Origin of the sequence: Georgenia satyanarayanai, from assembly GCF_900116375.1 — a bacterium.
GTDB classification, from domain to species: domain Bacteria; phylum Actinomycetota; class Actinomycetes; order Actinomycetales; family Actinomycetaceae; genus Oceanitalea; species Oceanitalea nanhaiensis.
Genome location: NZ_UETB01000022.1, coordinates 22,274 through 35,601 on the forward strand (window position 1 = coordinate 22,274; position 13,328 = coordinate 35,601).

The 13,328-nt window shown below is 73.7% G+C and carries 9 protein-coding genes; 6 read left to right on the plus strand and 3 right to left on the minus strand.

Going from position 1 to position 13,328, the window contains the following annotated elements:
• Window positions 1–190: 190 nt before the first annotated feature.
• Window positions 191–1,270 carry an inositol-3-phosphate synthase gene (locus DSZ44_RS17335; protein ID WP_110853887.1) on the minus strand — a complete coding sequence of 360 codons (1,080 nt, stop codon included), beginning with the start codon at window positions 1,268–1,270 and terminating at the stop codon, window positions 191–193.
• Window positions 1,267–1,893, minus strand: coding sequence for a PadR family transcriptional regulator (locus tag DSZ44_RS17340; protein ID WP_110853888.1), 627 nt, complete (start codon window positions 1,891–1,893; stop codon window positions 1,267–1,269). The genes DSZ44_RS17335 and DSZ44_RS17340 overlap by 4 nt, the downstream gene beginning before the upstream one ends.
• 115 nt (window positions 1,894–2,008) lie before the next feature.
• Between DSZ44_RS17340 and DSZ44_RS17345 the strand changes: the two genes are divergently transcribed.
• Window positions 2,009–3,328, plus strand: a complete 1,320-nt coding sequence (locus DSZ44_RS17345; RefSeq protein ID WP_258369691.1) for an MFS transporter — start codon at window positions 2,009–2,011, stop codon at window positions 3,326–3,328.
• Window positions 3,329–3,372: 44 nt separating this feature from the next.
• A complete protein-coding gene (locus DSZ44_RS17350) occupies window positions 3,373–3,876 on the plus strand; it encodes a beta-class carbonic anhydrase (protein WP_110853889.1) in 504 nt (167 codons plus the stop codon).
• Window positions 3,877–3,980: 104 nt separating this feature from the next.
• Here DSZ44_RS17350 and DSZ44_RS17355 read toward each other — a convergent pair whose 3' ends face one another.
• Window positions 3,981–5,432 carry a CCA tRNA nucleotidyltransferase gene (locus tag DSZ44_RS17355; RefSeq protein ID WP_181424708.1) on the minus strand — a complete coding sequence of 484 codons (1,452 nt, stop codon included), beginning with the start codon at window positions 5,430–5,432 and terminating at the stop codon, window positions 3,981–3,983.
• Between the two features lie 132 nt (window positions 5,433–5,564).
• Here DSZ44_RS17355 and DSZ44_RS17360 point away from each other — a divergent pair, with 132 nt between their 5' ends.
• The 4 genes from DSZ44_RS17360 to trxB all read left to right on the plus strand — a co-directional run.
• Window positions 5,565–6,086 (plus strand): NUDIX hydrolase, encoded by a 522-nt coding sequence (locus DSZ44_RS17360; RefSeq protein WP_110853897.1) that lies wholly within the window; start codon window positions 5,565–5,567, stop codon window positions 6,084–6,086.
• Window positions 6,083–8,260 (plus strand): DUF6049 family protein, encoded by a 2,178-nt coding sequence (locus DSZ44_RS17365; protein WP_110853890.1) that lies wholly within the window; start codon window positions 6,083–6,085, stop codon window positions 8,258–8,260. The genes DSZ44_RS17360 and DSZ44_RS17365 overlap by 4 nt, the downstream gene beginning before the upstream one ends.
• Window positions 8,257–12,264, plus strand: coding sequence for a murein biosynthesis integral membrane protein MurJ (gene murJ / locus DSZ44_RS17370; RefSeq protein ID WP_146237603.1), 4,008 nt, complete (start codon window positions 8,257–8,259; stop codon window positions 12,262–12,264). Before DSZ44_RS17365 ends, murJ begins: the two co-directional genes overlap by 4 nt.
• A 66-nt stretch (window positions 12,265–12,330) precedes the next feature.
• A partial coding sequence (gene trxB / locus DSZ44_RS17375; RefSeq protein WP_110853892.1) for a thioredoxin-disulfide reductase occupies window positions 12,331–13,328 on the plus strand: 998 nt, incomplete at its 3' end.

Consider the following 13,328-nt stretch of genomic DNA (forward strand, 5'->3'; position numbering starts at 1 on the left):
TGCGGTGTGCGGACAGGGCTGCCCGACGACCCCCAAGTATGCGGTACCGACCCTGCCTCACCCTGGGAGCGGGCGCCCGTCGGGGGCAGCCTTCACACGATCCACCCAGACCCTTCGCGAGCCTCGGCGCGCCCCGGACGCGACGAGGACGCACCTCCCGTCGGGGGGTGCGTCCTCGTTCGGGGGCGGGTCAGCGCTCGACGTCGCCCGCGATGAAGGCCTCGACGGCGGCGCGTGCGGCGTCGTCGTTGCGCTGCTCGGGCGGGGACTTCATGAAGTAGCTCGAGGCGGACAGGAGCGGGCCGCCGATGCCGCGGTCCAGGGCGATCTTCGCGGCGCGGATCGCGTCGATGATGATGCCCGCGGAGTTCGGCGAGTCCCACACCTCGAGCTTGTACTCGAGGTTGAGCGGCACCTCGCCGAAGGCCTTGCCCTCCAGGCGCACGTAGGCCCACTTGCGGTCGTCGAGCCACTGGACGTAGTCACTGGGGCCGATGTGGACGTTGCGGGCGCTCAGCTCGCCGGTCATGTTCGAGGTGACGGCCTGCGTCTTGGAGATCTTCTTCGACTCGAGGCGGTCACGCTCGAGCATGTTCTTGAAGTCCATGTTGCCGCCGACGTTGAGCTGGTAGGTGCGCTCCAGGCGCACGCCACGGTCCTCGAAGAGCTTGGCGAGCACACGGTGGGTGATGGTGGCGCCCACCTGGGACTTGATGTCGTCACCGACGATCGGCACGCCGGCGGCGGTGAACTTGTCGGCCCACTCCTTGGTCCCGGCGATGAAGACGGGCAGGGCGTTGACGAAGGCGACGCCGGCGTCGATGGCGCACTGGGCGTAGAAGCGGGCGGCCTCCTCCGAGCCCACCGGCAGGTAGCAGACGAGGACGTCCGCCTGGGCGTCCTTGAGTGCGGCGACGACGTCGACCGGCTCCGCGTCGGACTCGTCGACCATCTCCTGGTAGTACTTGCCCAGGCCGTCCAGGGTGTGGCCGCGCTGGACGGTGACCCCGGTGGCCGGGACCTCGCACAGCTTGATGGTGTTGTTCTCGCTCGCGTGGATCGCCTCGGCGAGGTCGAGGCCGACCTTCTTCGCGTCGACGTCGAAGGCGGCGACGAACTCGACGTCGCGCACGTGGTAGTCCCCGAAGGTCACGTGCATGAGGCCGGGGACGGTGGTCCCCGGGTCGGCGTCGGCGTAGAAACGCACCCCCTGGACCAGGGAGGACGCACAGTTGCCGACGCCCACGATGGCGACGCGGATGGAACTCATTCTTGCTCCTTGTGGGTGGTGGGAGGTGCGGGCGGGTGGCCCGCGGGTCCGGGTGTTCGCATGTCGAGGGCACCGGGGGTGCCCCGCTCGGTGTCGATGAGGTTCTCCAGCCACTCGACCTCGCGCTCGACCTGCTCCAGGCCGTGCCGGGCGAGCTCGGCGGTGTAGGCGTCCATCCGCTCGCGGGTGCGCTGGCTCGACTCGCGCAGGAGGGACAGCCGCTCGACCATCCGCGCGTGCCGGCCCTCGAGGATCCGCAGGCGGGTGCGCGCGTCGGTGGTGGCGAAGAGGGTGAAGCGGACGTCGAAGGCCTCGTCCTCCCACGCGGCGGGGTCCGCCGTCGCGAGGGTCGCGGCCAGCCGCTCCCTGCCGGCGTCGGTGAGCTCGTAGACGATGCGCCCGCGACGCCCGGCCAGCGGGTGCGGCAGGGAGCCGGTGGGCGCCTCGGCGATGAGACCGGTCTCGGTGAGCCGGCGCAGCGCGGGGTAGAGCGAGCCGTAGGACAGCGTGCGGAAGGCGCCGAGCTGCGCGCCCAGCTGCCGGCGCAGCTCGTAGCCGTGCATGGGTGAGGTGCCCAGCTGGCCGAGGATGGCCAGCTCGAGAACCTCCGCACGGGTGCTCATGCGCGCTCGTCTCCTCTCGACCGGTCGCGGCGATGTATCGCTGCGATATAACTCGCCGAGAGTAGCGCATCGGTCGTCCGGCGGGGGTCGGGCGGGCGAGGGATAGCCTGCACCGGTGAGCATCCCCGCCGACCTGCGCACCCTCGCCGTCCACGCCGGCTTCCGGAAGCTCTTCACCGTCCGGCTCGTGTCGCAGTGCGGTGACGGCATGTTCCAGGTGGGCCTCGCCACCCTGTTCTTCTTCAACCCGGCCACCATGGCCACCGCCTCGGGCGTCGCGGCGGCCTTCGCCGTCCTGCTCCTGCCGTTCACGGTGGTGGGCCCGTTCGCCGGGCCGTTGCTCGACCGGTGGAGCCGGCGCCAGGTGCTCCTCGTCGGCAACGCCGTCCGGGTCGTGCTCGCCCTCCTCCTCGCCGTGCTCATCGGGACGGCGGGCGTGTCGGTGCTCGTCTACGTCCTCGCCCTCGTCACGCTCGGCGTCAACCGCTTCCTCCTCGCGGCCCTCTCCGCCGGCCTGCCCCGCGTCGTCCCGCGCGAGCAGCTCCTCATGGCCAACACGCTGACCCCCACCCTCGGGGCCGTCTCGGCGGTCGCGGGCGGCGGCATCGGCTTCGTCACCGGGCTGCTCGTGCCCGCCGCCGCGAAGAACTCCGCCGCTCTCGTCGCCGCGGCACTGCTCTTCGCCGCCGCCTCCGGCCTGGCGCTGCGGCTGCGCCGGGGCGAGCTGGGCCCCGCCGTCCGGGCCCGCACGGGCGTCGCCGTCGCCGTCCGGCAGACGGTCTCCGACCTCGCCGACGGCGCGCGCTACCTCGTCCGCCGCGGCACCCCCGGTCTGGGCCTGGGCGTCATGGCGGTCCACCGTTTCCTCTACGGCGTCAACTTCATGGCGCTCATCCTCATCTCGCGCAACCTCCTGTCCGACCCGGCCGACGCGGGCGCCGGGCTGGCCACCTTCGCGCTCCTCGGTGGCATCTCCTTCGCCGGCAACGGCCTGGCCATCGTCCTCACGCCGCTCGCGCACGAGCGGATGTCCCCCTCGCGGTGGATCGTCGTGTGCCTGGCGATCGGGGGCGTGAGCCAGGCGCTGCTCGTCACCACGCCGGAGCTCGCCGTCGTCGCCGTCTCCGCGGTGCTGCTCGGCCTGAGCGTCCAGGGCGCGAAGATCGCGGTGGACACGATCGTCCACCGCGACACCCACGACGACTACCGCGGCCGCGCCTTCGCCCTCTACGACGTCCTCTACAACGCGGCCTTCGTCGCGGCTGCCGCGCTCGGCGCGTGGGCGCTGCCGGACACCGGCTGGTCGCGCGCCGTCTTCGCCGTCCTCGCCGTCGTCTACCTCGCCGTCTCCCTCGGGTACGGCGCCGGGACGCACCGGCTCGCCGACGCCCCCCGGCCCGTCCACGCGAGCGAGCGGGACGGGTCCGCGACCTGAGCCGGAGGGCGGTGTGGCGGCGCACCGGAGTACCGTCGCTCCCCATGAGCTCTGCTGAACCCTTTGCCGACCTGCTCGCCGCGAACGCGCGCTACGCCGAGGACTTCTCGCTCGCGGGCTTCGACGGCGTCGCCCGGGCGGGCGTCGCCGTCGTCACCTGCATGGACTCGCGCATCGACCCGCTCGGGATGATCGGGCTCGCGCCGGGAGACGCGAAGATCCTCCGCAACCCCGGTGGCCGCGTCACCGACCAGGTGCTCGTCGCCCTCGTGCTCGGGACGAGCCTCCTGAGCGTCGACCGGGTGCTCGTGGTCCACCACACCCGCTGCGCGATGGCCTCCCGCTCGGAGGAGGAGCTGCAGGCGGAGATCGGCCGCCTGCAGGGGCAGGACGCCACGTGGATGTCCCTCGGGGTCATCACCGACCAGGTCCGGTCGATCCGGGCGGAGGTGGCCAAGGTGCGCTCCCACCCGCTCATCCCGGACACCGTGGCCGCCGGGGGCTTCCTCTACGACGTCGACACCGGCCTCCTCGAGCCCGTCGAGTAACCGCCGCCACCCCCTCCCGCGCCGACAGCTGACTTGTTACTCGCAGGAGCACCTGCTGCTGGGTAACAAGTCAGCTCTCGGCGGTAGAGGGTGAGGGGGGAGAGTCAGTCCTGGTTGGCGGCCCACCAGGCGAGGAGCGCCTCGCGGGCGGCGTCCTGCCCGAGCGGCCCGCGCTCCATGCGCAGGTCGAGCAGGAAGCGGTAGGCGCGTCCCACCACCGGACCCGGCGGCACGCCGAGGGCCGCCATGATCTGCTCCCCGTCGAGGTCGGGGCGGATCTTGGCGAGCTCCTCCTCCTCCGCGAGCGCCGCGATGCGCTCCTCGAGGTCGTCGTAGGCCGCCGCCAGGCGCATGGCCTTGCGGCTGTTGCGGGTGGTGCAGTCGGCGCGGGTGAGGCGGTGGAGGCGCTCGAGGAGCGGGCCTGCGTCGGTGACGTACCGACGCACCGCAGAGTCGGTCCACGCGCTCTCGCCGTACCCGTGGAAGCGCAGGTGGAGCTCGACGAGCCGGGAGACGTCCTTGATCGTCTGCTTGTCGAAGCGCAGCGCCTTGAGCCGCTTGGACGCCATCCGGGCACCGACGAGCTCGTGGTGGTGGAAGCTCACCCCGCCGCCGGGCTCGAAGCGCCGTGTCGCCGGCTTGCCGATGTCGTGGAGCACCGCGGCCAGGCGCAGGACGAGGTCCGGGGCGGGCACGGGCCCGTCGGACCCGGTCTCCAGCTCCACCGCCTGGTCGAGGACCACGAGCGTGTGCTCGTAGACGTCCTTGTGCCGGCGGTGCTCGTCGACGGTGCGCTGCAGCTCGTCCAGCTCGGGCAGGACGACGGCCGCGACGCCCGTGTAGACCATGAGCTCGAGCCCGCCGCGCGGCCGCTCGGACAGCAGCATCCGCTCGAGCTCGGCGCGGATGCGCTCGGGGGAGACGATGGCGAGGCGGTCGGCCATCGCCGACATCGCCGCCATCGTCCCGGCCTCGACGTCGAAGCCGAGCTGGGCGGTGAAGCGCACGGCCCGCATGATGCGCAGCGGGTCGTCGTCGAAGGACTGCTCCGGCTCGACCGGCGTGCGCAGCACCCCGGCCTCGAGGTCCTCCAGCCCCCCGTGCGGGTCGACGAACGTGAGGGACGGCAGCGTCACGGCCATCGCGTTGACGGTGAAGTCGCGGCGGGTGAGGTCGCCCTCGAGGGTGTCGCCGTACTCGACGACGGGCTTGCGGGAGTCCGCCTCGTAGGCCTCGGTCCGGTAGGTCGTCACCTCGACGACGACGTCACCCTTGCGGGCGCCGATCGTCCCGAACTCCTTGCCGACGTCCCAGTGGCTGTCCGCCCACCGCGCGAGAAGGCGCTCGGTGTCGTCGGGGCGGGCGGACGTCGCGAAGTCCAGGTCGTGGCTCACCGAGCCGAGGAAGGCGTCGCGGACGGGCCCACCGACGAGCGCGAGCTCGTGCCCGGCGTCGGCGAAGACGGCACCCAGGTCGAGGACGGCGGGCGGCAGCGCGGTCAGCGCGGCGGCGGCCGTGCGGGCGAGCGAGGACGTCGAGTCGTTGGCGGGCGGCACTTGCCACAGCCTGCCACGTGGGCGACGCCCGGGGCCACGCCACCGGGGCGGGCGTCGGTCACGTTCCCCTGATGTGGCGCCGTCGTGCGCGTGACGGCCGCATCGCCCAGGCCAGTTGATTATGGTGACCTCATGTCCGCCGTCCCTTCGCCGCGTCGGCGCGTCCCTGCGCCGCCGCGTCCGCGCGCCGCGCCGCCCCGGTCGACGCTGCTGCCGGTGGTGGACGAGACGTCGGCCGGCGGGCTGGTCGTACGGGTGGAGGACCGGCAGGCCTTCACCGCCGTCATCGCGCGCCGCAACCGCGGCGGGCGCCTGGAGTGGTGCCTTCCCAAGGGACACCTCGAGGGCGAGGAGACACCCGAGGAGGCGGCCGTCCGCGAGATCGCGGAGGAGACCGGCATCACCGGGCGCGTGCTGCGCCACCTCGCGACCATCGACTACTGGTTCTCCGGCGACGACCGGCGCGTGCACAAGGTCGTCCACCACTACCTGCTCGAGGCCACGGGCGGGGAGCTGACGATCGAGAACGACCCCGACTGCGAGGCGGAGGACGTCGCGTGGGTCAGTCTCACCGAGGTCGCCTCGCGCCTCGCCTACCCGAACGAGCGGCGCGTGGTCGCCACCGCGAGGGACGTGCTGGCCGGACGCGCATGAACATCACCTGGACCTCGTCCGGGGCCGGCCCGCGAGCCGTCGTGCTCCTCGTCCTCGCGGCGCTCCTGTGCCTCGTGCCCACCGCCGCCGCGACCACGACCCCCGGCCCGGACGCCACCCCCGACCCCGCGACGGAGGACCCGACCGCGGGTGTCGTCACCGGCGAGGTGACCGTCAGCCTCACCGACGTCAGTCCGGCCGTCCTCACGCCCGGTGAGGACCTCGTCGTGCGCGGCACCGTCACCAACGGCACGGGCACGGAGATCGCGGTGCCTGAGCTGCGCCTGCGCGCCCAGCAGAGCGCCCCGATCAGCCGCTCCCTCCTCGAACGGTGGCTCGATCCCACGTCCCTGTCGGCCACGACGCTCCTGCACGCCGAGCGGCTGGAGGACCCGGTGGCGGCCGGCGAGAGCGTCGCCTTCACCCTCACCGTCCCCGCGGACGCCGTCCCCTTCGCCCCGACCTACAGCGGCTGGGGACCGCGCGGCATCGAGGTCACCGCCCACGACGCCGACGCCCCGGTCCTCACCGACGTGCCCGCCACACGCAGCTTCCTCCTGTGGTGGCCGGACCTCGAGGTCGAGACGATGCCGCTGGCCGTCCTCGCCGCCGCCGCACCGACGGCCCCGGAGCGTGCCGCCGCACAGGAGAGCGGCACGCGCCTGGACGCCGTCGCCGCCGAACGTCTCGAGCCGCTCCTGGCGGCGCTGGACCGGCCGGCCGTCGACCTCGCCGTCGACCCCTCCCTCCTCGTCGACGTGCCCGGCGTCGTCGACCTCACCGCCGGAGAGCCGGCCGACGAGGAGCCCACCGAGGAGCCCTCGGCACCGTCCACGACCCCGAAGACGGCGCTGCGTGCCACCCTCGGCGACTTCGCCGACGCCCCCGGCCGCACCGTCCACGCCCTGCTGTGGGCGGACGCCGACGCCGCCGCGCTCACCCACGCCGACCGCACCGACCTCCTCGGTGACGTCATGGCAGCCCGCGACACCGCGCTGGAGGAGGTCGGGCTCGCCGCCGGGACGGGCCTGGCGTGGCCCGCCGCCGACACCCCCGACGCCGACACCGTCACCGCGCTCTCGGAGGCCGGTGCCACCGCCGTCGTCCTGCCGAGCAGCAGCCTGGCGCCGACCTCCCAGCTCACCTACACGCCCTCCGCGCGGGCCGGCGTCGCCGTCGACGGGGCGACGCTGCCCGCCGTCCTCGCCGACGAGCGGCTCTCCGCACTGCTCGCCGGCACGCTGCTGCCCGTCGCCCCGGACCAGGCGCCCGTCGAGCTCGACCCTGTCACGGCCCGTCAGTACCTCCTCGCCGAGACCGCGGTCGTCACCCGCGAGCGCCCCGCGGACCGCCGTGACCTGCTGCTCACCGTGCCCCGCGACTTCGCCGGGGACGCCGAGGTCCTCGCCGACCAGCTCACCGCCCTCGCCCAGGCCCCCTGGCTCGAGCGGGTGGGGCTGGCGGAGATGCTCGGCCGTGAGGCTCCGGACGTCGAGCGCGAGAACCTGCCCGAGACGGTCGTCGAGGACGGCGAGGTCGACGCCGCCGAGCTCGACCGCGTCACGGACGTGCTCGAGCGGACCGCCGCCTTCGCCGGGGTGCTGGAGGAGCCGGAGGCGCTCGTCGACCCGGTCCGCGCCTCCCTGCTCGAGGTCACCTCTGCCGCCTGGCGGCAGCTGCCCGGCACCCGGGCCGAGCTGATCGACGCCGCCGAGGACGCCTCCGCGGCCCGCCGCCACCTCGTGGCGGCCCGGCCCGGCAGCACGCTCAACCTCATCAACGAGGAGGCGCACATCCCCGTCGCCGTCACCAACGAGATGTCCCGGCCGGCGCACGTCGTCGTCCGGCTCAGCCCGCGCGACCCGCGGCTCGTCGCCGACGAGGAGGTCGCCCTCGAGATCCCGCCGGAGCAGTCGGCGACGGCGCAGGTGCCTGTCCACGCCGTCGGCAGCGGCAACGTCGTCGTCGACGTCGTCCTCACGGCGCCCGACGGCACGCCGATCGACGAGCCCACCGAGATCCAGGTGCGCGTGCGCGCCGACTGGGAGACCGTGGGCACCGCCGTCGCGGCCGGCCTGCTCGTCATCATGCTCGTCGCGGGGCTCGTGCGGACCGTGCGCCGCGCGCGCCGCCGCGGACGGCTCGGCGACTCCCCGGAGGAGACCACCACGTGAGCGAGGAACGTCGCGGTCTGGCCGGGTCGGCAGCGGTCATGTTCACCGGCACGCTCGTGTCGCGGGTGCTCGGGCTGCTGCGCAACATCGCCCTCATCGGCGCCATCGGCCTGACCGGGGCGGCGAACTCCTTCTCCGTGGCGAACAAGCTCCCCAACGTCGTCTACATGCTCGTCGCCGGTGGCGTGCTCAACGCGATCCTCGTCCCGCAGATCGTCCGGGCGATGAAGCAGCGCGACGGCGGGGACGAGTACGTCAACCGGCTGCTCACGATGGCCGGTGCCGCCCTGCTCGGGCTGACCGTGCTCCTGACGGCAGGCGCCGGAGTGCTCGTCACCATCTACGCCTCCGAGCTCGACCCGGCGTGGTTCGACATCGCCGTCGCCTTCGCCCTGTGGTGCGTGCCGCAGCTGTTCTTCTACGGCATGTACACGCTGCTGGGCCAGGTCCTCAACGCGCGCGGGAACTTCGGGCCGTACATGTGGGCGCCGGCCCTCAACAACGTCGTCGCGCTCGTCGGCCTGATCGCCTACATCGTCGTCTTCGGCGGTCGCGCCACCGGCGCGCACGAGGACCCGACGGCGTGGAGCGGCCTGCGCATCGGCGTCATCGGCGGCACCGCCACGCTCGGCGTCGCCCTTCAGGCCCTCATCCTCATCGTGCCGCTGTACCGCTCGGGCTTCCGCTTCCGCCCGCGGTGGGGGCTGCGCGGCTCGGGCCTGGGGCGCGCGAGCAAGGTCGCGACCTGGGCCTTTGCCAGCCTCCTCGTCGCCCAGCTCGGCTTCATCGCGATCTCCAACCTCGCGGCCGCCGCGGCCGACCGCGGTGCGGGCTTCGCTCCCGGCAACGCGGCCTGGGACAACGCCAACTTCCTCTACCTGCTGCCGCAGTCCCTCATCACCGTCTCGCTCGTCACCGCCCTGTTCACCCGCGTCTCGGGCTACGCGGCCTCCGGCGACGCCGCCAAGGTGCGCGACGACCTCTCCCTCGGGCTGCGGACGATCGCGGTGTTCACGGTCTTCGCCGGCGGCGCCCTCGCCGTCCTGGCCGTGCCGCTCGTCCAGGCCGCCTACCTGACGACGACGATCCCGGAGGCACGCGGTATCGCGCGCGTGCTCGTCGCCCTCCTCGGCGGCATCGCGGCGCTCGGCGCCTTCACGATGATCCAGCGGGTGTACTACGCCTTCGAGGACACGAAGTCGCTGTTCAAGCTGCAGGTCCCGCTGACGGCGCTCGTCATCGTCGGCTGCCTCGTGTCGATGCTCCTGCCGCCGGAGTGGTGGCTGGTGGGCGCCGCGGTCGCCACGACGGGGTCCAACGTCGTCGGGTCCGTCGTCGCCTACCTCGCGCTGCGGCTCAAGCTGCCGAGCCTCGACGGCGGGCGGGTGCTGCGCAGCCACCTGCGGATCGTCCTCGCGGCCACGCCGCCGCTCCTCGCGGGCTGGCTGCTCCTGCGCGTCCTGGGCCCCGTCTCGACCGCCGACGCCGACATCGCGCGCGCGGCCCAGTCACTGGTCAAGGTGGCGCTCGTCGGTGGACTCATGGCCGCGGGCTACCTCCTCATGCTCCGCCTGCTCAAGGTCACCGAGCTCGACGTCATCCTCGACCCCGCCCTGCGGGTGCTGCGGCCGGTGGCCGCGCGGGTGCCGGGACTACGCCGCTGGGCACAGGTGGGCGCGACACCCGCCAGTACGATGGGCCGCGACGACAGGGACCCGGGACCGGGACCGGACAGAGGGAGCAGGACGCTGGACGACGACGGACCGGGCACCGCCCCGACGCTTGACCCCGGCACGCTGCTGTCCGGGCGCTACCTCCTCGACCAGGAGCTCACGTCCGTCCTGCCCGCCACCGCGCTGTGGCGCGGGCGCGACGAGATCCTCGAGCGTGAGGTCCGCGCCCTCGTGCTGCCCTCGACCACCGGCGCCTCCGCCGAGACCCTCGACGCCGCCCGCCGGGCCGCGCTCGTCGACGACCCCCGCCTCGAGCGGGTGCTCGACGTCGGCGCCCACGAGGGTCACGCCTTCGTCGTCACCGACGTCGCGGGTGGGCCCTCGCTCGCCGAGCTGGCCACGAGCGGACCGATGGCGCCCGAGCAGGCCCGCGCCGTCGTCGGCGAGGTCGCCAGCGCCCTCGAGGCGGCCCGCCGGCGCGGGGTCCACCACCTGGTCCTGCTGCCCTCCGCCGTCCACGTCACGGCCGACGGCCAGGTCCGCCTCGGTGGACTCGGCGTCGCCGCCGCCTACCTCGGCGTCGACCACGACCCCCTCTCCGCCGCGCGTACCGACACCGTCGGCCTGGTGCGGCTGCTCTACCTCGCCCTCACCGGCACCTGGCCCGAGCCCGACGACGGACCCCGGCTGGCCCGCCAGGTCCCCGCCGCCGAGGTCGCCGGCGGTGTCCCGGTGGCGCCGAGTAGCGTGCACGACGACGTCCCCGCGGACCTCGACGCGCTGTGCACGCGGAGCTTCGCGGGCGAGGGCCCGCGCACCCCGAGCGAGCTCATCCGCGAGCTCGCCCCGTGGCGGGACATCAACGTCGAGGCGCTGACCAGCGACCACCCGGTGTGGCCGCTCGCCGGCTCCCTCGGTGCGGGCGCCGGGGTGGGGGCCGCCGCGGCCACCGCCGCGCCCTCCGCCCCCCTGGTGCCTGCGCCCGTCGAGCCCGCCGACGAGCCCGCCGACGAGCCGGCGCCCGACGAGGCGGTCGTCGAGGAGGCGGACGTCGAGGAGACCGGGCCGGGCCCTGTCGACGAGACCGATGCCGTCGCCGAGCCGGTGGGCGACGAGCCCGTGGGCGAGGGAGAGCCCGACCAGCCCTCCTTCGACGACGTCGTCGCCGACACCCCCGACCAGGGCCGCCAGCCGCTCGACACGACCGACTGGCAGCCCCGCCCGGTGCCCAGCGGTGCCGGTGCCCCCGAGGACTTCACCGCCGTCGTCGCCCCCGAGGACGACGACGCGGCCGCTTCCCACTCCGCTCGCCACCCGCGCGGGTCGGTCGTCACCGCCGCGATCGGCGCCGGCGTGGGTGGAGCCGCCGCGACCGTCGCGGACACCACCCGCAAGGGCGTGGACTCCGTGCGCCGGCGCCTGTCCGCAGGCGCCGGGAAGGTGTCCGCAGCCGCGGCGGCCCGTGCCGCCGAGCGGGAGGCCCGGGCGGAGGAGGAGCTCGCGAAGACCCGGGAGGCAGACGTGCGCGCCGCCCTCGAGCACGGCCGCGTCCCGTCCGAGCCGCCACCCGTCGAGGAGCAGCCCGAGCCCGTCCCCGCGCCACCGCAGCAGCCGGCAGAGGACCGCTCGTGGGAGTCGGTGGTGACCGAGGAGCCCGAGCGTGAGCCGGGAGCGCCCGTCCCCTTCCGCGAACGGCGCCTGGACCCGACGCCGATCGTGCTCGCCGTCGCGCTCGTCGCCCTGCTCATCGGCGCGATCATCGCCTTCCGCACCCTCGTCGCCGAGCCGGAGGACTACGTCGCCCCGCCGGCAGCCACCGAGGAGGCGCCGGTGACCCCGGAGGCGAGCGAACCGGCCGCCGAGCCCGAGACCACCGCGGCACCGGAGGAGACGACCCCGTCCGAGCCGCCCGCCGTCGCGTCCCTCGCCCCCCTCGACCCCGAGGGCGACGGAGCGGAGAACCCCGAGCTCACCCCGCGGGCGCTCGACGGTGACGACACCACCTACTGGCGCTCCCGCTCCTACGTCGACCCGGAGTACGGGATGAAGACGGGGATCGGTCTGCACGTCGAGCTCGAGGAGGCCACGCTCGTCTCCTCGGTCACCCTCGACCTCATGGGTGAGGGCGGCAACGTCGAGATCCGGGCCACCAGCCCGAACGAGCCCACCGAGGGCGACGTCCTCGCCTCCGGCGAGATGGGCCCGGACACGACCTTCGCCTTCGACGAGGCGGTCGAGACGGACAGCATCGTCCTGTGGTTCACCTCCCTGCCCGTGGCCGACTCCGACGGGCGCAACCGCATCGAGCTCGCCGAGCTCACCGTCGGGTGAGCCCGGAACAAATCCGGGCCTCCACGCCTTGACCCGAGCAGCACCCCCGAGCGACGAAGGACTCCCATGACGAGCACCACCCCGACCACCCTGCACGAGGTTGTCATCGTCGGTTCCGGCCCGGCCGGTTACACCGCCGCGATCTACGCCGCCCGCGCCAACCTCGCCCCGGTCGTCATCGCCGGCGCGATCACCGCCGGTGGCGCACTGATGAACACCACCGAGGTCGAGAACTTCCCCGGCTTCCCCGAGGGCGTCATGGGCCCCGAGCTCATGGACAAGATGCAGACCCAGGCCGAGAAGTTCGGCGCCACCGTCATCTACGACGACGCCACCTCCGTCGACCTCACCGGCGACATCAAGACCGTCACCACCGCCGAGGGCGACACCTACCGCGCCCGCGCCGTCATCCTCGCCAACGGCTCGGCCTACAAGGAGCTCGGCCTGGAGGGCGAGAAGACCTTCGGTGGACGCGGGGTGTCCTACTGCGCCACCTGCGACGGCTTCTTCTTCCGCGACCAGCACATCGTCGTCGCCGGCGGCGGGGACTCCGCCATGGAAGAAGCCACCTTCCTCACCAAGTTCGCCTCCCGCGTAACCATCGTCCACCGCCGCGACGAGCTGCGCGCCTCCAAGATCATGGCCGACCGCGCCATGGCCAACCCCAAGATCGACTTCGCCTGGAACAGCGAGATCACCGCGATCCACGGCACCGACAAGGTCACCGGCCTCACCCTGCGCGACACCCTCACCGGCCAGGAGCGCCAGATGGACGCCACCGGCCTGTTCGTCGCCATCGGCCACGTACCGCGCACCGACATCCTCACCGGCCAGGTCGACCTCGACCCAAACGGCTACATCCTCGTCACCCACCCATCCACCGCCACCACCGTGCCCGGCGTCTTCGCCTGCGGCGACGCCGTGGACCACACCTACCGCCAGGCCATCACCGCCGCCGGCACCGGCTGCGCCGCCGCCCTGGACGCCGAGCGCTACCTCGCCGCCCTCGGCGAAGCCGCCGAGCCCGCCACCGACGCCTCCCAGACCCCCCAGGGCGCCGTCTC